Annotated in this window: 13 protein-coding genes; 2 read left to right on the top strand and 11 right to left on the bottom strand. The window is 46.4% G+C overall.

Annotated elements, in window-relative coordinates; translation table 11 throughout:
- Nucleotides 1–35: 35 nt before the first annotated feature.
- From DB520_RS16885 to DB520_RS16845, 9 genes are all read right to left on the bottom strand, one after another.
- Entirely contained in the window at nt 36–2,189 is a 2,154-nt protein-coding gene (locus DB520_RS16885) for a glycoside hydrolase family 20 zincin-like fold domain-containing protein (RefSeq protein ID WP_114750953.1), read from the bottom strand.
- Nucleotides 2,190–2,534: 345 nt separating this feature from the next.
- Nucleotides 2,535–4,940 carry a DUF6797 domain-containing protein gene (locus DB520_RS16880; protein WP_157972131.1) on the bottom strand — a complete coding sequence of 802 codons (2,406 nt, stop codon included), beginning with the start codon at nt 4,938–4,940 and terminating at the stop codon, nt 2,535–2,537.
- A 78-nt stretch (nt 4,941–5,018) separates the two neighbouring features.
- Nucleotides 5,019–5,534, bottom strand: coding sequence for a plastocyanin/azurin family copper-binding protein (locus DB520_RS16875; protein WP_114750951.1), 516 nt, complete (start codon nt 5,532–5,534; stop codon nt 5,019–5,021).
- A 255-nt stretch (nt 5,535–5,789) separates the two neighbouring features.
- The gene (locus DB520_RS16870; protein ID WP_114750950.1) at nt 5,790–7,766 is read right to left on the bottom strand and encodes a DUF5060 domain-containing protein; all 1,977 of its coding nucleotides are present in this window, start codon (nt 7,764–7,766) and stop codon (nt 5,790–5,792) included.
- Nucleotides 7,767–8,410: 644 nt separating this feature from the next.
- Nucleotides 8,411–9,094, bottom strand: a complete 684-nt coding sequence (locus DB520_RS16865) for a DUF3823 domain-containing protein (protein ID WP_157972130.1) — start codon at nt 9,092–9,094, stop codon at nt 8,411–8,413.
- A 31-nt stretch (nt 9,095–9,125) separates the two neighbouring features.
- Nucleotides 9,126–10,853: a RagB/SusD family nutrient uptake outer membrane protein gene (locus DB520_RS16860; RefSeq protein WP_198675374.1), complete on the bottom strand. Its 1,728-nt coding sequence runs from the start codon at nt 10,851–10,853 to the stop codon at nt 9,126–9,128.
- Between the two features lie 13 nt (nt 10,854–10,866).
- Nucleotides 10,867–14,340, bottom strand: coding sequence for a SusC/RagA family TonB-linked outer membrane protein (locus DB520_RS16855; RefSeq protein ID WP_114750947.1), 3,474 nt, complete (start codon nt 14,338–14,340; stop codon nt 10,867–10,869).
- Nucleotides 14,341–14,877: 537 nt separating this feature from the next.
- A complete protein-coding gene (locus DB520_RS16850; RefSeq protein ID WP_114750946.1) occupies nt 14,878–17,034 on the bottom strand; it encodes a DUF5060 domain-containing protein in 2,157 nt (718 codons plus the stop codon).
- A 371-nt stretch (nt 17,035–17,405) separates the two neighbouring features.
- A complete protein-coding gene (locus DB520_RS16845; RefSeq protein WP_114750945.1) occupies nt 17,406–19,889 on the bottom strand; it encodes a hypothetical protein in 2,484 nt (827 codons plus the stop codon).
- 382 nt (nt 19,890–20,271) lie between these two features.
- On the opposite strand from DB520_RS16845, the gene DB520_RS16840 reads away from it, so the two are divergent.
- Nucleotides 20,272–21,633 (top strand): arylsulfatase B, encoded by a 1,362-nt coding sequence (locus DB520_RS16840; protein ID WP_114750944.1) that lies wholly within the window; start codon nt 20,272–20,274, stop codon nt 21,631–21,633.
- A 6-nt stretch (nt 21,634–21,639) separates the two neighbouring features.
- On the opposite strand, the gene DB520_RS16835 is transcribed toward DB520_RS16840, so the two are convergent.
- On the bottom strand, nt 21,640–22,977 hold the full coding sequence (locus DB520_RS16835; protein ID WP_114750943.1) for an aminotransferase class V-fold PLP-dependent enzyme: 1,338 nt from the start codon (nt 22,975–22,977) through the stop codon (nt 21,640–21,642).
- 198 nt (nt 22,978–23,175) lie between these two features.
- Between DB520_RS16835 and DB520_RS16830 the strand changes: the two genes are divergently transcribed.
- The gene (locus DB520_RS16830; protein WP_114751145.1) at nt 23,176–24,126 is read left to right on the top strand and encodes an arginase; all 951 of its coding nucleotides are present in this window, start codon (nt 23,176–23,178) and stop codon (nt 24,124–24,126) included.
- Between the two features lie 6 nt (nt 24,127–24,132).
- Here the strand turns inward: DB520_RS16830 and DB520_RS16825 are convergent, their stop codons facing one another.
- Complete coding sequence (locus DB520_RS16825) at nt 24,133–25,863, bottom strand: hypothetical protein (protein WP_114750942.1); 1,731 nt, start codon at nt 25,861–25,863, stop codon at nt 24,133–24,135.
- Nucleotides 25,864–25,977 lie beyond the last annotated feature (114 nt).

Raw genomic sequence — 25,977 nt, 5'->3', positions numbered from 1 at the left:
TGACCCGAGTCATGTAGTTAGCAAATAAAGGGGATTTAATGTTCCCCTAATTTACTTTCCTTTGCTATCTCGATATCCTGGGCGACCTCATCCCTTATCAAAGCCCAATGAAATAGATTGTCATCATTCCGGTCGTGGCTTCCGGCATTGTAATGAGTAAGGTGCATATCCTTATAGATAGGCCTGCTGATCTCCACCACAGTGTCCCAATGGGACAATGCTTTTTCCAGATGCTGAATGGCCAAATCCTGGCTCTCTCTATCCAGGCCATTGCGAAAGCGAGACAAGGCTATACCTCCCCTGATCTTCTCCGCCAGGTGCAAGCCCAAGTTAGCCCAAATCTTCACATCCTCCCATTCATAAAAGAGCGCCAAATCCTCCTCTGGATCCACCTGGACCACCAATTCCAAAGCTGCAAGTGCATCCTCCTCTAGGATATCCGCTAACCGGTCTGGGGTCATAGTATCCTCGCCGAAATTTTCCCCTTTCGCTATTTTTTCCACAAATGATTTTATCCCTACATAATCCGGCGCCAAGGGGGGATGATGGATCATGTCTTCCACACTGATATACCTGGTCTCATCTCCAATAAGTGCCAAAAACCCCTCCCCATACAATGTAAAATCCCAGCGGGTGTCATATAAGGAATTGAGTCTTAATTGGGTGGCCGATGCCTTGGCAAATGCTTCCAGAAGGCCTTTCCCTTTTTCACCATACCTGAATTGGAAGTCCTCCTCAAAAACCTCCTCCGGGGTGTCCGGGTTGTACAACAGCCTTCCCCAAAGTTTGTAAAAAAGCCATTGACGTTCAAAGGCAAACTCCCAGCTTTTTTTGCCCTCGAGGGCGGTAAAATAGTCCTTGGCAGGAATATAGGACTCCGAACCAATAAAATACCCACCCACATATTCCTTGCTGTTCTCCCTGACGTGGGCTCTTACAAAATCCGGCACACCCCAGCGAAGTGCAAAGAAATCCTCGTTTCTGGCCGTATAGGTGATCTTGTAGTTTTCGGGAAGAGGATTATAAAAAGTATCGAACATCTCCCCTCCATGAACTTTTACTAGCTTCGGGGTGGAATGGGCATGGGACCAGTTGTATTTGAGGTCTGCCCATATGGGCCCTTCAATAAAATCCAGCTCTCCCTCCTCCTCAATGGATTGGCGGGTCAACTGCTCTAGTTCCACACTTGTTGCTCCCAGGGATTCTGTGGTACTGCTGAAAGGGATCCGGTGCACCAGCTTCAGGGGCCTTCCTGCGTCCCTCATTCCGGCAATATAGGTTTCGTTCATCCATTTTTCCCTTTGGTCAGGGGTCATTCCCGCCATACCTTCGCCGAGGGTAAAACCCAGACCGGTAAGGGTGGGATATTCGTTCAGTACCTGGGTGATGCTTTCCCTGGTGTACCGTTTTACAATCGCGGAGGTATCCCCGTCCACATAGTAATGGGGATAATAGTTTCCTTCTGCAACCCCATGGGCTTTGGCAAATTCCTCACTGACGAATATATTGAAAGGTATCAGATAGGTGTCCAAGGCCCTTTCATGGGCCATTTTAAAAATTTCCTGATGAAGGTCTATCCATTCCTCCATTTCGGCTTCACCAAAGGGAGATGCTTCGGGAAAGTTCTTGGGTTTGATCATGTACGCAAAAGGATGCAGGTTCCATAAGGAAAAGGAATTGAAGCGGTATTCCACCATCATATCCAAAAAGGCCTCCCAATAGCGGATGTCCTTGGTGGTTTCCATGTGCTGGTCCAAGGCGGAGCTAGGTCTATAGCTGTACCAGGGGGTATTGTGTTTGATTGCCCTAAGCGGGAAGTGAGGGGATTCCGAAATCGCTTCCACCTGTCCCAAGCTTATCCCCTTCTTCAATTGATCCATTAGGGAAAAAGTACCATAGATCATCCCTCTATGATCCCCACCCAAAACATTAACCACCTTGCCTTCTGGATATAGCCTAAAACTCTCAGGGTCCAAGTTGGACTGGTCCAAGTCTAGGTTTATCAAGAAATCGTAATTGGTTCCCGAGGTTCTCACGGTGACCTTTTGGGACTCCAGGTAATGGGTTAACTTTTCGGCGGCATAGCTGGCCTGTGGGGAATTTCCATCATAAAGTAGCCGCACCTGTTGCCCAAAAGTGGGCAAAATGATACTAAAAAGAAATACAATACAGGATAACTTTAAGGTCATTTTGAAAGGGAGTTTTAGTTGAACCCTGAATTTACCACTAATTGCATAGAGTTGGCTGAAATCCGAAAAAAACCTGCTATTGTCATAAGCCTTAAGAATTAATAATTTTTGGATTAAGTACTAATTTTTGATACTGGCAATGACAAATATTTTTTACCCTGCGAGAATTGCCGCCCCCTGTAAAAACCCAGGGTAGTGCTGCAAGAAACCCAATGTCATTTCCTTTATGCAAATGCCAATTTTTAAAACCCTGTGTGTAGCTCGCGTCATGCCTGACTGCCGTCCAGGCAGGCTCGATTTCAAGCGCGTCCTAGATTGCAGTATAGAATCAAGAGGATCTTTTACCTACCTGGTAAACTCTTCAGAAGGAACCCGGTGAATGGTTTTGTGCATCATGTGACTTAACTCTTTCCCATTTGTCGTAGAAATCTGATAACTTATGGAAATTACCAATCCTAATGAGGCTTCAATCATATCCGGTAATTCTTTAATTGTACCAAGAGAAGTGTTTACCAAACCAGGTTTTAAATCCGGGATTTCAAGAAATATTGATTTCCGGTCATCCGATAAACGAAGGGATTCCACCTGTATCGGGTCCGGCTTGGTTGCTCCGGGGTTGTCCAAGGAATATACTTTTCCCCTTGTCCCATATTGGCTTGTCCATGGATAAGTCCATTTTTGTAATTGGTAGTTTTCGATTTTTGTCGCCGCTTCGGAATCCAATTCTTGCGAAAACCTTATTTCAAGTCCCCCGGCTTTTGTATTTACGGCTATCGGTATATCCAAGGGTCGTCCGTTATACCTAACGCGATGAAAAGAGCCCCAATTTTCCCCAATGGATTGCCAACTCGTCATCCCGACCAAATAGAGATGTCCATCCCTGTGAAACCGACCCCGTTCTAAACCAGACTTGAATAAAAGCGGTAAGCCCACATGGGCACCCTGCCATACCCCATCCACCTCCTCCTTCAGAATCACGGAAAGGCTTGCCCGACCGTAGGATGCTAGTAATAAATTGTCTTGGAGCTCCTCTGGCCATTGATCACTAGTGACAAACATTGGTTTGGCGGGAGAATTATCCATATAATGCGGTGTCCAAACAATCGGGGGCTCAAAGGAATCCGGCATGCCGGGCTGATGTGCTGCTGGAATAAATCCATGAAATCCTCCCTGCTTAATTCTATGTACCTTACTGGTAGGCACCCAGTTTCCTTCATTGTCCGCATAAATGATCTCACCATCTGGACTGATATCCATTCCATTGGGATTACGCAGGCCACTGGCGATAATTTCAAGTTGCTCACCGTCTGGCGATAGCTTGAAAAGTACTCCGTGATGTGGGATTATCTCTGCGTCCTTAGAGGGGCCCTGACCTCTGTGAAAGGGTGGCCATGGAGTAGATTTTGCAAAATAAAAATTTCCATGAGTGTCCGTTTCCAAGTTTAAAGTGAAAGCATGAAAATTGGTGGATGCCATGATTTCATTATTAAAATTCTCATAGAAATCTGCAAAACCATCCTTGTTTACATCATGTAGCCTCGTAATTTGATCACGACCCATTACATACACTTGGTCCTCAACTACCTTTACTCCGCTGGGCTGAAATAAACCAGTGGCAAATCGTTGCCATTTCAGGGATTCTAAACTCTCCTTTATGCCATTTACCAACCATACATCTCCACTCAGTGAAACCACCACAGCACGTCCATCAGATAGAAAATCTATGTCCATCAAACGAATAAAGGATTTCCAGGGGTTTTCGGATGGAATGGAGAGCTCATCAACTGCAAACACACCTTCATCATCTCCCATCACCGCTTCCGTTTGCAGCGTTTCCCATTGGTTTGGCCCTGGATTTTTTAATTCAGATAAATCGAGAACAGAATTGGCCTGATCCAGGTAGGAACCCATATAACTTGATTCTTTGCCGTACAAAATGGGACCAATGGAAAGTTTAAAGCCAAGGGGTTTTTCAATTTCTGGAAGATCCAATGCAAGATGGCCGTTTTGGATCCTCCATTTTACTTCTGTAACAAAATCTCCATGTAACCCCACGGTACGGGTGCTGTTCCCAACCTGAATGGTTAAAAACCTTTTTGAATTGGATATTGACATGTTTTCGATTTCAGCATTTTCCGGTACCTGCAGTACCCTCAATGACAAGGTTTCTTCCGTAGGGCTCAAATTAAACGTGCGGGTAAAAACCGGATGGTTCTCTACCTGTTCAAAACCTGGCAACTCGAGAATATCACTTTTTCCAATCGAATAAGAAAAAAGCACATTTTCTCCATGTACAAAGAGCCCCTTATAGCGACCCAGTTCTTTAGGTACTGGCCCATACGGCCAATTCCTTGGGTCCTTAAATCCTCCATCTAGAGACCATCCTGGAGTTCGACTGGTCTCGAAATGAATAAATCCATCTGGGCTGGGCCAATGTTCAAGTCCATCTCTTTCTAAGTACCAATGAAGAAATCCACCCGTCCAGGCACTTGCCACACGCAATAAATCCGTATCAAAAGTTATTACTGCTTGCGGATCGGTTCCTACCTTGACAGCGATCCCTTTATTCACAAAAATGCTGCTCGATGTATAGGGGTCATGGGCAATTGTAGTGGTGACAAACGGCCCGTGATCCATTGGATTCATATTGTCTGAGGGTTGAAATTGGGCCTGTAGAGGAACATACAAACCTACGTTTGCTATAAAAACGATAAGTGAACAATACAAAAGTCGTTTTGATAAATTTGCCATATGTCTTGCGGTAATCTCCTTTATTCTATACTATGATTACTCTTTCTTGGTATTATAAGATTGGGAATAATAAAGATATTACTCTGTTGAAATTAACCGTCCCTGCATTTGAGTCCAGTGAGCTGAGTAGGTGCAAATGTAGGGATAGGTACCTGGGGGCGGCACTTTGAAAGCAAATTCCACGGTATCGCCAGGATAAGCCAACCCACTGTAGGCGATAATACGGTCCATTTCATTTTCGGGGATCCAATCATTAGCAATTGCCTGTAGGGCTGCAACGCCAACCGGACGTATGTCTTCCTCTTCTCTTACCAAGACGATGTTATGACTCATGTCACTTTCATTGATATATTGGATAAGCAAAATATCACCAGCCTTGGCATGTATCTCAGTCATGGAATAACTAAGTTCAATTCCATCAGTTTTTAATTCCACTACAGTGGTGTCCACATATGCAGTGAGTTTATTCTTATGGGATTGGTTTTCTATCATGGAATGACGCTGAATACCTATTCCATACCTACCAGCATCAGGAGCGATAATAAAAAAGGAAACGAAAAAAAGACCGAAACAAGATAATGCTATACTCTTCATAAAACTCTACTTAACAAACTGGTAACTAATGTATTGGTTAATGTATTATGTCGGTAATTGACGTTGACAGAAATTAATTTTAACTATTTAAAACGGGGCAAAAAGCATATTCCTTTTATAAGTTACTTTTCAATTGGGATAATTTGGAGCCCTGAATTTACCATTTATTGGAGAATTTAGGCTCAATTTCAATAAGATTCCAAAAAAATCCCCACCTAGAACCAGGCAGGGATTTTTCATTTTAAAACCCAAATTTCACTTTCTTTTACGGACAAGAATTACCCAGTCGTCCCTTTCTTCCACTTCTACGGGAGGAATCCCCAAATTCACCCTTCCACCACCGGTAACATGGCTAACCCGGCCGCCTCGTACTACTGGGTCTTTTACGTTTGGTACCGCTTTTACCACGCTTTCAGGTTCTCTGGAATAGGTTTGCTTCACCTCCATGGGTCTTCCTTTTTGGAGTTCCCCTCCTTTTCTGGGGTTATACCAATCCACATCGAAAGTGCCCTCGTGGTTTTCAAGGTTTAAGGACGCTGCCCCACCTCTAGGCAAATAAATCACATATACCTCTCCCGGCTTCGCAAACACGAAGTCTTTTTCACTTCGGGTGAGGTTATTGGCATTGGACATCTCCCAAAAGGGAATATTATGGTTTTTGTAGAATTCCATGGCATACCGGGTATAATCCCACATTTTGTCCCTGCTGCGCCAATCTTCCGCATGCAGGTCATTGTGCTCCTCACTATAGCCAAAATACCATTCAATGCCCGCCCCCTTTGCGGAAATGGTGGCCCAGTAAACTGCCCTGGCATCATCCTGGTTATAATTGTCATCCAAATCATCTGTGGAGACACCTAATCCAGCACTTCCTGGTTCATCTATGGAGACCACCCATTTTCTGCCAGAATTGGCGGATTTGTCCACCCAGATTTTTACCCGGTTAAAGTTGTCCCATGGCTGCATGTTACTGGTCTGCACCGAGGCACCTTCCATAAATTCAAATTCCATCAAAGGGCCGTAAATTTCCTCATAGAGATTGGGATAAGTATGGATAACAACGGGGTGGTCATAAGGGTCGATATTATGGAGATACCTGGCGTCTGCTTTTGCCAGTTCCATTTGGGGGTCATTCAGTTCTAGGACCAAATCATGTTCTTCCCCTAAGTTCCAATTCAAGGCATGATGGTGTCCGAACCTGGCCACCAGCTCCCGGTAATACAGTTTCCTCATTGGGCCCAGAAACCCGCCGTCCAGCATCTGGTCGGTTTCCGTCTCGTGGGTTTTAAAATGGATAAACATCCCCATTCGGTCTGCATGAGAGAATATGATCTCCCACTGGGCCAATTTAGAAACATCATATCGGTCCCATTCCATTGGGTTGATCCAGGGCCAGACGTTTTTTCCGTCCCCACCTGCCGTAAAGGGCATAAAGGAGAAAGCGTTCATTCCCTTTTCAGATAGGTAGTTGAGTACACCAATAAGTCCCTTGCCTTTATCCCCTTTCCAAACCGGATCACCTTCTTTCCAGTCCCTAACGTGTGCCTCGAATTTCTTGATCTCCACCGATCCCCTTCTGTCCTTATGTTGGGTACTTCCCCAAAGCAGGATATCACCATGGCTATGGGAGGTGGCACCGGTCTGTAAATAAGTATCATCAAAGTCGGCATAGGCAAACAAGGTTTCAGGGGCATCTGATCCCCCTTTCATAAACCATTCCCCATTATCAAAGCGAAGATGGTGTTCCCCCACATACCTCAATATGCCTTTTCCTCTATGGTCGCGTCCACTTTTATCCGTTTCAGCTATGGTAAATTCCCCGATGGCACCATTGAATGCAAGAGGTTCACCAGCGGTAGGGCTTAGACTTACCGCTATATCGTCTCCTTTTCGGAAGGAAGCCAGGTAGGTCCATTTGCCGGTACGAGGCACGGTAAAATGTACTCTCCACTTATTTCCTGACGTGGCACTGGTTTCTGCGGCATTGCCATCCGCAGCGAAATATCCCGGAACGGTATATGCTTCCCTCCCATTTTCGTGCCTGAAAGTCATGTTGAACCTGTATCCTCTAAAAGGGTTGTACTCATCGGTTTCGCTGACTTCGGGGCCATCAAAGGTAAAGGTTACGGTGTGCCATTTTTTAAGTTCACCTGAGATTTCGGGATCCGTCTGGGCTATTAGGGTTGGTTTCACTAAAAATACACAAATAATCAATATCAGATAATTCTTCATAATGGGTTGTATTTTGGTAATTGTTTCAAAGAAACATCCCGGACCCAGAAAGAAACTTTTTCTCTTTTTGGGTCCAGGATATGGGTTTTACTAATTTTCAAGTCTTTATAATTGTCTTATACTTCCACACCTGACTGCCGTCAGGACAGGTAGTTATTTCCGCACTATGATGTTTCAGGCGAATTTTGCCACACCGATAGTAATTGGGGCATCCCTGTGTGTGACGATCTCGTCATGCCTGCCTCCGGTAGACTGGCTCGATTTCATATGATTATAATTTGTTTTTTAAAGGCCATATGGAATCTCGCAGTCTATAATCATCCCAGTGTGTGACGTGCTCGTCATGCTCGATTTCATATGTTTATAATTTCTTTTCAGCGGTCATATAGCCTGCCCCTGCCTGCCCCGAACTCGCTTCGGGGAACTTGTTTCGGGGGAATCTCGCAACGATAATCATCCCAGTGTGTGACGTGCTCGTCATGCTCGATTTCATGTGTTTTTATTTTCTTTTCAACGGTCACATAGCCTGCCCCTGCCTGCCCCGAACTTGCTTCGGGGAACTCGATTCGGGGGAATGCCCAGAATAATCATCCCCTTTGTGAGAATTCTTTCTCATGGGCATTTCATGTGCAATTTATACTTCCCTAGGGCAAAGTGACAATTGTTTGGTCGCTAAGGTTAAACCAGTTTGTTCCAGTGGCTCTGGCAGCAGTACGTATATAATACGTGGTGCCAGATTGAAGCCCATCAATGGTAATGTTGCCCTCATTATCGGATAAGGTCCTCCGGATTGTGGTCCAATAAGGGCCACTGCCAGTGGACTGACCAGGATAGAAAACTGTACTTACGTATACACTGCGTTCTTCAGGAACATGCCCATTGTTAGGGGAAATGGTGAAACTTATAGTTACTTCCTCAGCAGTAGGACTTCCTACCACCTCAGGGGGTGGCAAGGTAAGGAATGGCGTGGCAGTAATGTCTTGGGTCACCGGCCCTCCTCTTAGGTCCACGGTATGTTCCTGGGAGCCCTCGGCAGCACCCGATAACCAGACCCTATATACCTGTGGATACATATGGGTATTGGTATAGGTGCCATCTCCAAGAACGCGAATCCTCATTGGTTCCGTCTCACCTTCTCCTAGGGCCAGGACCACCATATCTTCCGTGGTTACATCACCAGAAATAATGTTACCACTAGGATCCAACACCCTTCCGCTGATATTTCCTGTATGCCCAAAATCATCTATAATCTCATAACAGGCAGACAGGCAAATCAACAGAACCAGACTAAATGGATATATCAAGTATTTCAATGTTTGATTCTTCATGACTGTATTTTTTTTTAACTTCCACATACCTTTAGTATCCGGGGTTTTGTAGCAAGTGTGTATTGTTCTCCAGACGGGAAAGAAGAAATGGGTTGTAATAATGTTCTTCTCTGAAAATCCGGGTAAAGGTTTCCGCTTCAAAAGGGATGAAGTAAAACTGCCCAGATGCGTGATGCAGGATAATTCTTAGTCCTCGAAAAGGGTCGTCCCTATTTAATACCTGCCTGGCCGTTCTCCATCTTCGTAAGTCCCAATATCTGAAACCCTCGAAGGCAAGCTCCACCTTACGTTCGTTCCTAAGCCTATCAAGCGTAAGGTCACCTGCGTCCAAAAGACTAATTCCTGCCCTTTCCCTTGTAACATTAAGCGCACCTACAGCGGTCTCCAGGTCTCCGAGTTCATAGGCAGCTTCGGCCAAATTCAGGTACATTTCGCCCAGGCGGATAGCTTTCCAACTAGTTGTCATAATGTCCCTTTCCACCAAAGGCTCATCAATAATGTATTTCCTTAGCAAGAACCCTGAGGTGGTCCTGAAGTTTTGTTGGGAAAGCCGACTATCCGGGCCCACGGTTGGCGTTCCTTGGTGTTGCACATTGAAATCGGAGATGATTGCACCGGGATTGGGTTCCGGACTTGGATCCAGCCCCTCGTAGGTCCTGATCATGTCCCCGCCATAGGGCTCACCCTGAAGGAACACTGTAGCTCTTAACCTCGGATCCTTGTTTGACCAGGGAGCTATACCATCCTCATACAGGTGGGCAGGGCCAAAGTCAGGCTGATCCGTAGTACCGTCTATGTTTTCATAGCTATACAAAAGCTCAAGCAAAGGGTTGGTAATAGAACCCTGACCTGCAGAAAAGCGAGTTGGGTAATTGTTGTGACTGAAGGAGTGGCCTATAATTGGCCCATCATAGAGCCTTTCGAAAATAATTTCCGAATTGCTGTCATCCAAAAACAGGTAGCGATAATTTTCCGACCTGTCGGCGTGCACATTATACATGTTATAAGTTCCGGATTGGATAACGGCATTGGCAGCATCTGCTGCTTTTTGAAAAAACTCGTTAGCCCTCGCCTCTGGAATCCCAACAAGCCCTTCACGCTGTACCGCTCCGTACTTGGCTATTGATGCCGCCCAAAGATTTGCCCTGGATTTATAAGCGTATGCAGACCATTTGTTAATCCTACCAGTTCTGCTTACATTTTCGCCTAACATTTGAATGGCCAGATCCAGCTCTTCGTTGATAAAATCAGCAATGCGCTCTTCGGTAGACCTCCTCAAATAGGCAGGATCTAAGTCCTCAAAGGGATCGAGTACCGTATCCACTAAGGGAACCCCTCCATACCGCTTCTGCTTTTCAAAATAAATTACGGCACGTATGGCCCTAACCTCTCCTTCCAGTCTTTCTTTGGCCAGTTCATCAATAGGAGCTTCTCTGATTCTTTCCAGAAAAACATTACAGTCCCTGATGGTCACGTAGTCCCAATAACCCAGCATCTCGGTATTTTGGGTCATGGTGCCCATAGTGATGGCATTCATATTAGTAAACCTTTCCGTTGCGAGATCTGTCAATGTCATTCCAGGATATGCAAAGAAGGGAAAACGGGCATAAAGGTCCAGTACATAAGCTTCAATCAATGGCTCTTGGGTCCACACTACTGTTTCACTGATCTTGTCCAAAGGTTCTCTTTCAAAGATGTCCATGCAGGATTGGAAAATGAACATGGATGCTATTATGTTTATAGAAATAATTTTCTTCATGGTTTCCTTGAGTTTAGAAAGAAACATCAATACCGAAATGATAGGAACCCATCTGGGGATGGTAGTTTCCGAAAAAATGTTCCGGATTGGTATCCGCCTCAGGATCCATAAAATCCAAGGCCGAAAAGGTCAACAGGTTGTATCCAGAAACATATACCCGCATGCGGTTCAGGCCAAATGGCGTCAGTACTGCCCCTGGAATATTATAGCTCAACTGGAGCTGACGTAACCGTAGATAGGAGCCATTGATCCACCATTGCTGTACCTGGTTGGAATAGCTGGTACCTGTTGGGTTTTGTCTCAGGCGGGGCCAGAAGGCATTGGTATTTGCTGGACGCCAACCTTCACCACCTGTGTCGGGAACGTAACTATCATGAAGGTGATGCTGTAAGGGGGCACCGTCACTGTCAAAAGGTGTATTGTACTCAGAATTTGCCAAATTAAACCCATAAAGCCCTGCTCCCTGCCAACTCATAAACAAGTTGAACCCTTTCCACGTTGCGTTGGTATTGATCCCATAGGTAACCCTAGGCATGTTGCCACTGGCAACGATGATACGGTCCTCTGGGGTTATTTTGCCGTCTCCGTTGGTGTCAAGATATCTCACATCTCCTGTCTGAATGGTAGCGTTGTTTCTTCCGTCAATATCCGCCCAGGTATTGATTTCCTCTTGGGATTGGAATAGCCCATCACTGGGGTACATCCATACCGCATTGGTCCATCTTCCGATCCGGGTATTCCTTCTCTCGGACTCCTTGGAGGTAAAGGTCACCTCGTCAGTCAGCCTCACCAATTCCTCGTTGAAGGAGATGTTGCCACCTACGGTAAAGGCCACACCCCCAATTTGGTTTTGGTGGTTTAGCATCAGTTCCACTCCTCTGTTTCTGAATTCCTGGTAATTTTCCTGTGGCATAATAGCCCCAACCACATCGGGAATGTCCCTGATCCTGGTTCCCAGCACATTAGTCCTGTCTCTTTGGTAAATATCAATGGCAGCATCCAACTTCCCTTCCCAAAGTGTCATATCAACTCCAATATTGGCCATTTCCATGGTTTCCCATGTGATGTTGGGGTTGGCCAAAGCATCTGTCACAATACCTCTCTGCACGGTATTCCCAACAGAAATATAGGGCCTTGCAAAAGAATAGGTGGACAAAAACTGCCAGTCCCCTGCCCTATCGTACCCCAAGGTTCCGTAAGAACCCCTAAACTTAAGGGCGTTAAGGAAATGAAGGGCACTGCTATTTTGGATAAAAGGTTCTTTACTGATCATGTAGGAAGCGGATACAGAAGGGAAAAAGCCCCATCTTGTCTCGGGCGGAAATCTTGGAGAACCATCTAGCCTGCTGTTAAACTCAAAATTGAATTTGTCCGCATAGTTATAGTTGAACCTAGTAATATACCCTACCCTTCCTCCTTCACGAGCCAAGTTGTTGTTGAACTGGAACTCGTCCGGTCCTGCAAATAACTGGTCGAAGTCAAAAAGGTAGTTTTGTCTCCAGGCTTCCATCATCTCAAAGCGATCGGAAAGGATCTCCGTTACAAACATGCCGTGAAAAGAGTGGTTGTTGCCCAAGTCTTTGTCGTATTCCAGAAAATACTGCATGTTCACATTTTCTGTGAGTTCGTCCCTTTGCCTTACCTCGGAAATCGCATTTACGTATCTTACCACATAATGCTCTCCCGTATTTTCATTAAACTGGTACTCCGGCCCTCTTTTTTGGTATTGCTTCCACCGCATGGAGTTGCGGGTATAGTTATACACAAACCGGGTGGTAAAGCCCAAAGGCAATTCATAATCTAAGCTCAAGCGGGTAAAACCATATTGGCTCTCCCAATCCCGGTACCCCACATTTTCCTTGTACATTGCATTGATGGGATTGATGGTCTCACCCTGGGGGGCTCCTCTTGGGAAGTCAGGATTTGGAAGATCCGCAATAGGGAAAAATGGCCTCCACCTTCTCATCCTTGCCATAATTCCTTGGCCTTGGCCCCAATTGATCCCTTCCAATTGGTTTCTTGGACCAGTATAAGTCCTATTGGTAAGGGAAATATCCACGTTTAGAGTAAGGCGGTCGGTAAGCCGGATATCGTTGTTTGCCCTCAGGTTGTATCGGTTAAACTCGATCTCGTCCGAGGAAAGTACACCCCTTTGATGCAGCCAGCCACCGGAAATAAAGTAGGAAACGTTTTCAGAACCACCCCGAACGGTCATGTTGTTTTGGGTCATTGGGGTGAATTTCCGCAAAACTTCCTCGTACATGTTCACGTTTGGGTAAAGCTCCGGTTCCGATCCATCCCCATGTTGCCGATGCGACTCAATCATTTCACGGGTGAATTGAATAGGCCTTCCCTCATTTTCCCATACCATGTTCCGGAGCTCCATCCATTCATAGGAACTAACAATATCGGGTAATGCGGTAGGAAGCACAAACTGGGCGGCAACCTCACTTTTAAGGGTAAATTGGGGTTTGGAAATTGATCCCCTTTTGGTCTGAACAAGGATTACCCCGTTCCCGGCCCTTGCCCCGTAAACAGCTGCTGCCGCCGCATCCTTAAGGATGTTCAACTCCTCGATATCATTGGGATCCAGTTCCTGAAAAACCGTTTCATCTACCGGGAGCCCGTCCACTATATAAAGTGGAGCACCGAAACCCCTGATGTTGATGTTGGTTTTGTTTTCCCCAGGTTGGGCATTTGCACTTTGTATAAAGACACCCGCTGCCTGTCCCTGCAGGGATTGGGCGAGTGTGGGGGTAGCCACCTTGGAAAGGTCCTCAGCATTGGCACGGGCGATACTTCCTGTAATGTTTCCCGCTTTTTGCCGGCCAAAACCAACTACTACCACCTCATCCAAAGATGCCTGATCCTCCTCCAAAACCACCTCGAAATTAGTTTGGTTACCTACTGTAATTCTTGTTGACTTGTATCCAATAAAGGAAATCACCAGGATATCATCCTCATTGGCCTCTATGGAAAAATTGCCATCAATATCGGTGACGCTTCCCGTGTTGGTTCCCTCTATGATTACAGTTGCACCTGGTATGGGATCCCCATTCGCATCCGTTACCGTTCCGGTTACTGTAGCCATTTCCTTGTTAGAAGCCAGAATGACTCTGCCTTCTTTTTCTTTGACCACATCGATTTTGTTCTTGCCCACTCTGAAGGATAGCCCTGTCTGAGCCGAAGCCTCCTGTAAATAATGGGCCAAGGAGTTTTCCGTACTCTTGAAGGTAAGTGTCTCTGTAAGATTAACTTCGTTGGACTTGTAATCCACCTTATAAACAGTGGCTTTCTGTACAGTCCTAAGAAATTGGTACACCGAGAGCTTTTCGCTGGGCAGGCTAAGCCTGGAGTCCTCCATGGTGCCTGGTTTTTCCCCAGAGTCATTGGCCATCGCAATAAATATTGGCCCTATGCTTAAGAAAAAACCAATAATCACCACTCTGGACAACCCATAAATTGTCCCAAGTAATTTATTTTTCATAGTTTTAAGGGTTTATTGGAAAGATAATTTTCAATAAATGCCGGTCTTTTGACCCTCCATTCCCCAATGTTGCAGTCAAAAGGCCATTCGCCGGCTGGTTTTGCCAGTCGGCTTTTTTCTATTTAGGAGGTGTCGAATTTTTTCATATACTAATCACTAATTTAGAATTGGGTTTTACTAGTCGCTTACAAATCAGCCCATGTAATTTTCTGGAAAATAGTACAAGGCTGAACCAAACAGCTTATTGATTTTTCAAATTCCCCGCTAAGGCAATCAGCTACTAATCAACATACAAATGCATTTTAAATTTAATTAAGTCAGAAACTATTCTGTATACGGTATACATATACTCTTCAAAGTAAATGTATAGATTTTTTTTAAAAGAAAAGCAATTTTCAATTGAAAATTTAGCCTAATGGAAAATACACATAAGATTAATTCTTAAATTATTCTAAAACTTACAAGAAAAATCTTTTCTTTTTAGAAAAGTGAATACTCATAGTCGTTTTTTTTTTGCAAACTTGAGTGGGTAACATTCTACTTCTTCGAAACGACCAAAAGCCAGTCTTCTTCCGAAAGCGAAGGAGCAGTCCCCAACCCTACTTCAGCACCTCCACTGATATTTTCAATAGTGCCCTTTTGCAACCCCCCTCCATTTCTGGGGTCGTACCACCTAATCTCAAAATTTCCTGGAATTTGCCGTAGATCCAATGAGGTAGAACCTCCTTCCGGCAAAAAAATCAAATAAACCTCTCCAGGTTTAGCGAAGCAATATTTGCTGTTATCATCCTCTTTGTTACCTATTAATGGATTATGATTCTCCATTTCCCAGAATGGAATATTATTATTTCTGAAAAATTCTAAAATTTTTCTGGCAAAACCCCAACTCATCGCCCTACTCCTAAAATCTTCAGCATCAAGATCATTATGTACCGGCTTATAGCCAAAATACAGTTCTATCCCAAACCCACCTGCCATAAAATGAGGCCACATTTCATACTTCCTGATGCCATGGATATCCGCGATTTCTCCCGTTCCGCCTATATCCATAGAGCCAAAATCAAGTGCGTCAAAGCCTAATTCCTTGTCCCATTCCTCAAAGCCGGGATCCGCCGGAACACCCCACCAGCCGTTTCCCTGTTCGTCATAAGATACCGCCCATGGCTTTCCGGCCTTCTGAGATGCTCTGATCCACCGCAAGGTAAAAGCATGGGCATCCCGGTACCTTTGGGTTTGCATACTAGGACCAGTAATGGCGGATTGATCTCCCAATAGGTAAGGGTAAGTGTTTTCATGCCCAACAGATGACCCGAGGGTGTGGATCACCATATGGTGGTCATAGGGATCCAATTCCCGGATGTACCAAGACCACTCTTGGATACGTTCCGGTTTCATCTGGGTTTCTTCCCCAAGGTTCCAATTCAAAGCCAGATGATGCCCGAAACGTGCGATCAACTCCCGGGTGTAAAGCTTCCTCTCTTTTCCCAGAGCACCTCCATCCATTGCTTCAGGTATCCAGGATTTCGGGCTCAATCCAGCCCTATTCGGCCACCCAGAATCGTTCTCCTGTTCCTGGAATTTGAAATTAAGGAATAGCCCCTTCTTTTGTGCATGCTCGAATACGATTTCCCATTGGGCTAATTTTGATACATCAAAGTGTAACTTCTCATTTCTGGAAACCCAAGGCCACACATTCTCCCCATCCCCTCCACCTGTATAAGTCATAAAGGAAACAGCATTTAGTCCTTCTTGTGACAAATAGTTTAAAGCACCAATTAAACCACGGCCTTTGTTACCTCTCCAGGTAGGGTCTCCCTGTTGCCAATCCTTCAGATGCGGCGCATATTCATGAAGCCCGTGCCCATCGTCTGGCCCAATCCACCCTCGATTCCCTGGAACGTGCATGGTCATTGTACCATCGAAATCCGCATAGGCCAATAAAGTTTCAGGTGCATCCGTCCCCGCCTTAAGGAAGTATTCCCCGTTGCCTTTAAATTGTAGGTAGTGATGACCCACGTAGGTGAGACGGCCCCTGGACCTGAAATCAGGGTGCTCCTTGTCGGAAGGCCCTACGTCAAATGAGCCCTTCAAGCCATCATAAGGCTCATAGGGTAGGCCTTTTTTAGCTGAATTTATGGAAACATCCACACCAGCTACAAATGATATTTCCCAATCCCATTTTCCGGTTTTATCAGGGGATAAGTGAGCCCTCCACTTATCCCCTGATATGGCACCGGTCTCGGCCGCATTGCCGTCTGCCGCAAAATAACCCGGGACGACATAAACAGGTTCTCCTGTCTCATGCCTGAAGGTAACGGTCATGCGGTAATCCAAAAACGGATTGGGATGCATGAAACTAAGCCTACCTGGAGGGCCTCCATTTGGCCTCACATCTAAATGCGATTTGTCTTCGTCCACCACCAGTAAGGTTTGACCAAATTGACTTGCCTTCGGCCCGTCAATGGTAAGCGTCACCTTATGCCATTGCCGTAACTCCCCTGATACCTCTGCATAAGTGGATATCTTTTTTGTATCAGGAAAATACACATTTTCCCCTGATACCGGCACTTGTTCCTGGCCAAACAATGATGGACTGAATAGCCATAAAATAAATAAAGTGCATATGGGGATGGGTCTGATATTGGTTACCATGATGGAGGTCAACTTTTTGGGTATATTGTATACTGTATACATTCTTGAGGTAAAGTAATCAATAATTGTAAACTCAAGAAATAATAGGCGTTAAAATTTTTGGTGAAGGTTCATTGGAGTGCTAAATGCCGTGGAAGCATTCCCAAGGTTTCTTCAAGTACTTAGCACAGGAACTGATAAGAAGCGGATAAACTAAAGTAAGGGAAATTGGTAGGATATCCATTAGTAGGTTTGCCCTTAGCAGATGTTGTTTAAGGTAAAAAGTAGGACAGAAACTGTGAAGGGAGACTCAAGCCCTCAAGGATTGGAGCAAGTGAGAAAGTGTTATACCATCGAGTGGTAAATCCATGGTATCTAACTATTCAGCCTCTAAATCACCTTGCTAAGAATATTAACAAATGTCTCTAGCCCCTCTACTTATACGTCAACCAAGTGCTGGCACGGCAAGCCTTATTGGTAGTAAAGCGAATCCACCTACCCTGTATTCCCTCTGGAAACTCATGCGTAAAGGTCTCGCCCGGCTTTACCGTCACCCTTCGGTATTCCATCCAGGGTCCATGCCCTATCGGCTCGATCTCAATAAGGAACTGAACCTCCTGCCTACTGTCGTGGGAAAGCTCCAGCTTCTTCTTGTCATAAAAGCCAAACAAATAGGGGTCTGAGGGATTCCCTGCCTTTACGGATTTATTCACCCAGGGACCTCCCTTTCCTACCGGCTTACCAAGCTTCCAGAGGTCATCAATCACCCCAGCCCATATGCTAAGCTTTCCGTCATTGGAGACAATCACATGGGGGTTGTTTCCTGCCGCATTGGAGTCAACTCCCGTCATTACCAAAAGACCCCGGTACGAAGCATAATCATGTACCCTCAGCTGATGGGAGCTGATGGGTCTGATCTTGGCATATCCATCCGCATTTTCTGCCGGCAACTCGTAAAAGGTACCATGACAGTTGAATAAATCCCTTTCGGTGGCCACCTCCCGGCAAATCCTCAACCTTCCATCCAAGGAGGGTTCGGTAAATGCCTCCTCCCCTAATGGCAACCTCCAACGTCTCCCGGAATCATCCACAATCAACACGGAACCCTCTTCCACCTCAAACACCTGGTTGGGAACAGCAAAATTTTCTTTTATAAAAGAAAACATTTCAGGATCATCCACCCTAGAAAGGTTCAGTTGCTCATCCAACTCATAATAGCCAAGATCTTCCACTTCACCACCATTAAACGTCAATCCCGAAAGCCCCAACTGCCTACGGTTGTCACCCAACCCATACAGCAGCCCTGCATTATATTCCTCCTCGTCTATGGATAGCATCCCCTCAAAAATGCCCTGTACAAAGGTATCCCGGTTATCGGTATCGGAATAGGAGACATGTACAGTGGCACGGGTATCCCTGTCCACCTTCACCCTTAGCCATTCCTTACCCTCATCCCCTGCATATACTTCATGCTGGGAACTGCCAGGGGCAATCTCGAAAGAGGACAAGGTGGTCCAGGCATCCTCTTCACCATCCCTCGATTCCAGAGTAAAGGTGGTAGTTTCCTTGCCGAGGTTATGTATCCACACCGTTTTGTGGTCCCAACCCTGAAAGAGCATCCCTTCCGAAACCTGATCAGCCTTCACCTCCTCTTCAAGCCAAAGTGCACCATTTGCAGTGGCTGGTCCCAGTTGGTTGGGCAGCTCCGGATCCACAAACCATAGGTTGGAATTGGATTGGCCGGGCCCTTCTATCCCTCCCTTAGCACTTCTCTTGTTCAAGAACTCCCTGTGGGCGGAATCATCGCAGCCGAAGACCAGCTGATTTTCCCAACGGGCAAAATCCCCAATAACTTTTAAATAGGCAGATTTTGGTCGAATGCCTTTCGTATTGGATCGGCTGAAATCAGCCGGGAAATCCCAAAACATCCCATGCATGGTCATAAGGTAAGCGGGGTTGCCCTCCTTACCCACATCCCTGATCCTTGGCCATTCGGTATTCCAACCATGGGCACCATCATAGCTATGGCTGGCTTTTGGGAAACGGAAATAGCTCCATTCCCCATTATCCCTTAAGGCCATAATTAGGGATTTGTGGTCCCAACCTGTTGCCCAGATAGGATCCTCTTCGGGATCCTCGTTACCATAAATCCCACCTGGTCCAGTCACCTCCACAAACTGGTTTCTCCTTACCAATTTCCATATATTCCCATCCCATTCCGATAGCGAGCCTGCCTCTATATCAAACCTTTCCAATGCTTCTTGACCAGATTCCCCGTTGTTGGAGTACACCATGACTCCTTGTCCAGAATAGGCACCTTTGCCATGTGCACCCTTTAATAAAGCCCCGGGGGAGTTCATTTCGGTATCGTCCTGCTTTTGGGAAGTGACGTTGCCATCCTCGTATAGCATTTTCACCTCTAAGGTATTGACATCTACCTCATAAAAGCCCTCTTCCATGGTGGCATAATATACCTTGTTGGCAGGGTCTTGCAGGTGCCTTACCGTTCCGGTATGCCTTCCGGGCATTACTTCATAGGGAATGGCCCTAACTCCGCGTTCCCTATCTATGGCATAAGGGCCTATAAATAGCTGTTCACTTTCCCTGTGGATCATTCTGTTTGCAGGGGTACCCCCTATACTTTCGGGACGGACTTTGCTTGTCAGGCTTTTATCGATCTCGTATAGCTTATCCGAGGACCCAAAAGGCAAATGGGGACCATAGGTGATCACCCAAAGCCTATCCGCCCAGGGCACCACGGCCCCGGTGCCGCATTCCCCTTCCTCATTGTAGTAGGCAAGGTGGGGATAAACGCCTGACAATTGGATATGGGTATCCTTTTCTTTGGGCCCCTCTGGTGCACAGGAAAGAAAACAAATTGCTAAAAAGGGGATTAAGGGGAAAACAACTTTAGTCATGGTATTGGGTTTATTCGGCTATAATAAATGAAAAATGAGAGATAAGCAAAATTTCTTATGCTGGGGTGAGGTAAAACGCTTCCTACCAGTACTGACAAGGTTTCATCCTTGGAAACCCTTCAAAAAAAAATGTAAATTTGTTCTAACCATTTGTATTCTATTCTTGAAATAGGGAAAGGCTTGTCAAAATCGGAGGTGTAAAAAAATTCGAACCCCACATTGGTTAGTAGATTAATCTGCCACAGCTTAGGGATAACCCAATATATCTAAATGAAATCGAGCCTGCCTGGACGGCAGTCTGGGCATGACGAGCCCGTCACACACTGGGATGATTATAGACTGCGAGATTCCATATGGCCTTTAAAAAACAAATTATAATCATATGAAATCTTATACCTTACCCCTCCTAGCCTTTTTCTTCCTCTTTCTATCCTGCCAAGAAAGGACTCAGGACCAAAAAGCGGCAGCAACAACCGATAAACCCAATATCCTGATGATCTTGCCCGATGACCTAGGCTGGGCGGATGTAGGGTACCATGGTTCCGACATTAAAACCCCAAATATCGACCAACTGGCCAGGGAGGGAAAAATCTTTAGCCAACACTATGTAATGCCTACCTGTACTCCCACCCGGGTAAGTTTGATGACGGGCAAATATCCCAGCCGATACGGTGTACTTGCCCCTGCCTACGGGGAAGTCATAGACCTTGGTGACCCTACCCTGGCCTCCATGCTGGCTGATCAAGGCTATTTCACGGCCATAAATGGGAAATGGCATATGGGTTCTCCCCCATATACCCCGTTGAAATACGGCTTCCAGTCTTCCTATGGCTACTTTGACGGACAAATAGATCCCTATACCCATGAATACAAAGAGGAAACAGCCTTGACAGACACAAGGTCCTGGCACAGAAATGACGAATACCTGGATGAAAGTGGGACACATGTCACCGACCTGATTACAAAGGAGGCGGTACGGATCATAGAGGAGGATAGGGAAGAACCCTTCTTTCTATACGTTACCCACCACGTGCCCCATTCCCCTCTGGATGAGCCTGAGGAGTATTGGCAGCGCTATAAGGACAGCCCTATGATGCATCCATCCAGAAAACTCTTTGCCGCAGCAGTCAGCCACCTTGACGATAGCATAGGGGAAATAGTGGATGCGCTGGAGCGGACAGGTAAAAGGGAAAACACGCTTATCATTTTTGTAAGTGATAACGGAGCTCAAAAAAGCTGGTCAAGCACCACGAATTACCAGGGAAGGTATGAGGATGCCCCCCATGTAGTGTTGGGAAACAATTACCCCCTCAGAGGCTGGAAGCACTCGCTACAGGAAGGTGGAATACGGGTTCCTGGCTTCGTTAACTGGCCGGGAAAAATAAGCCCAGGGATGGTGGAACAAACCGTGCACATCTCGGACTGGTTGCCTACCCTTTACCAGCTTGCCGGTGGTGAATCCATCTCCCACCCCATTGACGGGCGAAACATCTGGCCACTAGTGAGTGGGGAAAAAGAAACCCTTCCTGAAAAACCGCTATACTGGAAAATCAGAGATACCTACGCCCTGAGGGCTGGGGACTGGAAACTGCTGGTACACGAACAGGACGGGGTAGAGCTATTCAACCTCCGGGAGGATTTCAGGGAAACCAAAAACCTAAACAAGCAACACCCGGATAAGGTGGAGGAATTGATGGGGCTATTGGAATCCTTCAAGAAGGATGATAGGGAAAGGGAAGAATGACTTCTTTTATGCACCCTTTTCCCCTAGGTCTTGTTGTGTATGTTCCGCGGCAAGGGTTCCCAAGGCCCTCACTAATTTATCCAAATCCGAGAGCCGAGTATATACATGAGGGGAAACCCTAACACAGTTCAGGTTTTGGTAAGAAATCGGGGTGGTGTGGATCTGAAAACGTGATAAAAGCGTGCTTTCCAAATCCTTTGGAGTCATTCCTTCCACCGAAACCCCCGCAATGGCACAACTGTATGGAGCCTTCAAAGAGGTGTGAATCTTAACTCCTGGAGTATTTTGGGCCTTTTCCGCCCAGTAGTTTTTAAGGTATCTGATCCGTTCCTCTTTGCGTTTTGTCCCTATACCATTATGGAAATTCAGGGCTTCGCCTATCCCCTGCTCTATGGGAAAACTTCTTGTCCCCAAGGTTTCGAACTTTCGGATGTTTCCGCTTTTAGGCTCCCCATTGCAGAGCAAGGGCCATACCTTGCCAATCTTTTCCTTTTTCATCCATAACATCCCGCTGCCAATAGGAGCCGAAAGGTATTTGTGTAGGGAGGTACCAAAATAATCCCCTTCCAACTCAGGTATCTTGAAATCCAAGAGCCCAAAGGAATGGGCCCCGTCCACGATCACCTCTATCCCATGCTCATGCGCCATGCGGCAGATCTTTTGTACCGGCATGATCTGGCCCACCCAGTTGATCACATGGGTGACGTGTATAATCTTGGTTTTTTCAGTAATGGCCTCCTTGTAAGCCTGCACAATGAGGTCATCGTTCTCTATGGGAAACTCAAAGTTGAGTTGCTTGTACACTATCCCCTCCCTTTCAGCCCTTTGTCGCCACGCTTGCATCATATTAGGGTAATCAAGGTGACAACCAATCACCTCGTCTCCCCTGAACAAGTCCAGACCGTAGATCACGGTGTTTAAGGCCTCGGTGGCATTACGGTTTATGGCGATCTCCTCCGGATCCGTACCTGCCAGTTCGGCAAGTCTTTCCCGCAAGGGTTCCCTTCCCTGGTCCAATATCCTCCACATATAATAGGAAGGCCCCTGGTTAGCAAGCTGATTGTATCTTTCCACAGCCTGCTGTACCAATACCGGCGATGGGGACACGCCTCCGTTATTCAGGTTGACCAGTGGAGCAGAGCTGGCTGTGTAGGCTTGTTGAATGGTGGCCCAATAGTCCTCTTGCTTAGCCAAATCTGCCGCCGAGAAGCCTTGGAAGCGAGCGGAAAGGTCCTCGAAAGCCGCCCCATGGGCCTGGTTAAATAAACTCTGGGCAGAAAAGGCACCGCCAGCGAGCAGTGCGGCGTTTTTCAAAAAGGAACGTCTATTGGATAATACACCCATTTCAAAAGGATTTTATAGTTGATAATTAAGCAATTACAAATAAAACTAGACCAAAAGACCCATTTATTCAAAGCTTCAGCGAAAAAGAAAAGGCCAAATTTGATCAACGGGATATTTTATGGATACTTATCCTGTTTTTTTTGTAAGAATGGTTATAAAAGTGGAATTTTGCATTTCATTTTTAACGTTTATGCAAGTATGAGAGACATCAAATTGGTAGAGGTAAGGTCAGAGTTGGCGGCAGGGACCCGGGGAGCAAGTATGGGTATTGATGCCCTCAAAGTGGCTTCCCTAGACAAAAAGTCCAGCTTTTTCACGCAGTTTGATCCCATCAATGTGAAGGATGCCAACAACTACCTTTGGAAGCATAACCAACATCCATTTGCCAACTATATCGACGGGGTGTATGAGGTTTTGCAAAATGTGTTTTCCACCATCAAAACCCTACGGGAAGAAAAGTACTTTCCCATTATCCTGGCCGGTGACCACAGTACTGCAGCAGGTACCATTATGGGTATTAAGGCCGCAGCTCCCGAAAAACGCCTGGGTGTAATCTGGATCGATGCCCATGCAGACCTGCACTCCCCCTATACCACTCCTTCGGGAAACATGCACGGCATGCCGCTGGCCATGTGCCTGGGGGAAGACAACCTGGCTTCCAAGGTAAATGACCCCCTGCCGGGTACAGTAGCCTATTGGGAAAAAATAAAGGAAATCGGTGGCGAAGGGCCAAAAATCCTGCCCCAGGACATCGTTTTTGTAGCGGTGCGGGACACCGAGGCACCCGAAAGGGAACTGATCCAAAAATACGGCATCAAGGTAATTCGAGTGGAAGAACTTAAAAGGTTAGGGGTGGAAAAGACCAGCAACCTGGCCTTGGAGACCCTAAAGGACTGTGATCAAATCTATATTTCCTTTGATGTGGACAGCATAGACAGTAATATTTCAAGGGGCACAGGAACCCCGGTGCCTGATGGCTTGGACATCCAACAGGCCATGGAACTAAATACTGCCCTGATCCGGGACAAACGTGTGTGTGCCTGGGAAATCGTGGAAGTAAACCCAACGCTGGACAGGGAAAACATCATGGCAGAGATCGGCTTTGACATCCTGGAAGCCACCACCCTTTCCCTGGTCGAGAATTTCTGAACGGACTCAGGGTCCTTGAGGCAGCACTAGTCGCTTAGGGCTGTCCCCAAGCCGCTGGTACATATCCAGGATCATCATTGCCCTTAAGCCCATCTGGAAGCAGTTTACGGGCATGGGCCTATCCAAATTAACACTTCTTCCCCTCTTTGGAGAAGGAAGCAGTTTTTTTAGCAAGGCTTTGGCCTTGAATTTTGCTCCTTGTCTGTTTTGGATATCCTTAAGCAGCCCTTCTCGGAACTGCTGTGGAAAAAGCACCCCTGCATCGCTTCCCTGTAGCAGATCCATCATTTTAGTAGAGGCATCTTTCCTTTGCATCAACTCAGAAGGCCGGATGCCCGACCCGGAACTGGCATAAGGTACCTCCGGCCAAAAGGAGTTCACCAAGGAAGCAAATGCACGCTTTTCCAATCGTCCCTGATCGGGAATATTGCGTACCGCATTTAAAATGCTTTGCGAAAGAAAAGGATTGACCACTTCCAGGTAGGCAAGCTTTAGGTCCGTCAATGCCGCCATAACCAAGGGCATCCTGAATTCCTGGTATAACCTGTCCCTCCAGGTATACCATGACTCCTCCCCTCTTTTGGCGTAGCTTGCAGGAAGTTCCTGGGTGTAGGCTTCGCTCAATAAACGGAAGTAGGGCTGCTGAAAATCCCTGCACAGACTTAGGCCTATCGTAAAGCGGAGAAAATCCGGATTCTCCCTATGTTGCAAGCCCAATAATTGCCCAAAAGCCTCATCTCCCCTTAGCATCCCCTTGATTCCCTGTCTATGGAGTTTTTCCCAAAGTCCAAAACCGTCTACGTAGCCGGTAATATTGTCCACCCTTCCTTCTCCATTGGTCAAAAAGCGCTCCCAAAGCAGTTCAAAGGGCACCTGTTCCCGGTCCAAGATCACATTGGAGTGGCTGGTATTGGCTTGCTTTGCCAGAACCTGTCCCAGGTAGAAATCCGACTCCCGCTGCTTCATGGTAGCCTTCCCTCCCCAAGTTAGGGTCTTAATCTCCTGTGAAGTGGGGGCGTGTGCCAAAACAGCATACAGTAACCCCCTGCTGTCCACTCCTCCAGAGATGGACAATACCCAGTCCGAGGGCATGGAATAGTGCGGCCCCAGTACTTCCCGGATGGAACTTCTCAACCTTTCCACCTGCCCGGCCTCGTCAAGGGGTTGGGGGTCAAAATGTACAGCCTTTTTAGAAACCTTCAGGTTCCAGGCACTTTTATCCAAGGACAGGGTGCTGTCAGGATCCAGAGATTTCAGGCGGGTGTCCCAAGAGTTGGAAGGACCCAATGTGCCGCTGGAAAACATCCAGGGAATGACCTGTTCGTTCCATTGCCTTCCTCCCAACAGCAATAAAATCGCTCTTTGGGAGCTGGAAGCTATAAAATACCGCTGGTCCATATAATACCAGACTGTCCTGCTGGCCAAGGAGTCGCTGAGTATTTCCACTACCTCCCCGTTTTCCCGGAAAAGGCTGAAAGCACCCTCAGGCGTACCGGTGTTGGGGACAAACCAGTTCTCCCGTTTCTCAAAGATGTCCCCCAGGATATGGTTGGTTCCTTGTAGGTGCCTAAGTCCAGAGGGGTTTAGAATGCCCAGGGTGGTATTTCCCTCCTGGTGGGTATAGGGTTTGCAGTGTTTTAGGTGGTCAGGGGTGATGGCTTCCAGGGCACCGATTAGTTTTGTTCTTATATCAATGTTTTCCTTAAACCTGGTGGTCACCCAGAGCGTCTTTGCCATTGGTTTTGAAGCTTTGCAGTTTTGGTTAAAGGTAAGGTTTTCTTTTGTTTTTTTGGAGTGGCTGTGGTGTTGGAGGTATTTTCAGGTGTATTAATGATGAATAATGATCTGCCA

Origin of the sequence: Pleomorphovibrio marinus (genome assembly GCF_003347495.1) — a bacterium.
In the GTDB taxonomy this organism is placed as follows: domain Bacteria; phylum Bacteroidota; class Bacteroidia; order Cytophagales; family Cyclobacteriaceae; genus Pleomorphovibrio; species Pleomorphovibrio marinus.
The sequence above is the reverse complement of the archived record's forward strand: the minus strand, read 5'-3'. Positions and strand labels throughout refer to the sequence as shown.

Excerpts from the sequence above, each read along its gene's own strand:
- DB520_RS16885 (WP_114750953.1), bottom strand. The coding sequence starts at position 2,189 with ATGACCTTAAAGTTATCCTGTATTGTATTTCTTTTTAGTATCATTTTG.
- DB520_RS16880 (WP_157972131.1), bottom strand. The coding sequence starts at position 4,940 with ATGGCAAATTTATCAAAACGACTTTTGTATTGTTCACTTATCGTTTTT.
- DB520_RS16875 (WP_114750951.1), bottom strand. The coding sequence starts at position 5,534 with ATGAAGAGTATAGCATTATCTTGTTTCGGTCTTTTTTTCGTTTCCTTT.
- DB520_RS16870 (WP_114750950.1), bottom strand. The coding sequence starts at position 7,766 with ATGAAGAATTATCTGATATTGATTATTTGTGTATTTTTAGTGAAACCA.
- DB520_RS16865 (WP_157972130.1), bottom strand. The coding sequence starts at position 9,094 with ATGAAGAATCAAACATTGAAATACTTGATATATCCATTTAGTCTGGTT.
- DB520_RS16860 (WP_198675374.1), bottom strand. The coding sequence starts at position 10,853 with ATGAAGAAAATTATTTCTATAAACATAATAGCATCCATGTTCATTTTC.
- DB520_RS16855 (WP_114750947.1), bottom strand. The coding sequence starts at position 14,340 with ATGAAAAATAAATTACTTGGGACAATTTATGGGTTGTCCAGAGTGGTG.
- DB520_RS16850 (WP_114750946.1), bottom strand. The coding sequence starts at position 17,034 with ATGTATACAGTATACAATATACCCAAAAAGTTGACCTCCATCATGGTA.
- DB520_RS16845 (WP_114750945.1), bottom strand. The coding sequence starts at position 19,889 with ATGACTAAAGTTGTTTTCCCCTTAATCCCCTTTTTAGCAATTTGTTTT.
- DB520_RS16840 (WP_114750944.1), top strand. The coding sequence starts at position 20,272 with ATGAAATCTTATACCTTACCCCTCCTAGCCTTTTTCTTCCTCTTTCTA.
- DB520_RS16835 (WP_114750943.1), bottom strand. The coding sequence starts at position 22,977 with ATGGGTGTATTATCCAATAGACGTTCCTTTTTGAAAAACGCCGCACTG.
- DB520_RS16830 (WP_114751145.1), top strand. The coding sequence starts at position 23,176 with ATGAGAGACATCAAATTGGTAGAGGTAAGGTCAGAGTTGGCGGCAGGG.
- DB520_RS16825 (WP_114750942.1), bottom strand. The coding sequence starts at position 25,863 with ATGGCAAAGACGCTCTGGGTGACCACCAGGTTTAAGGAAAACATTGAT.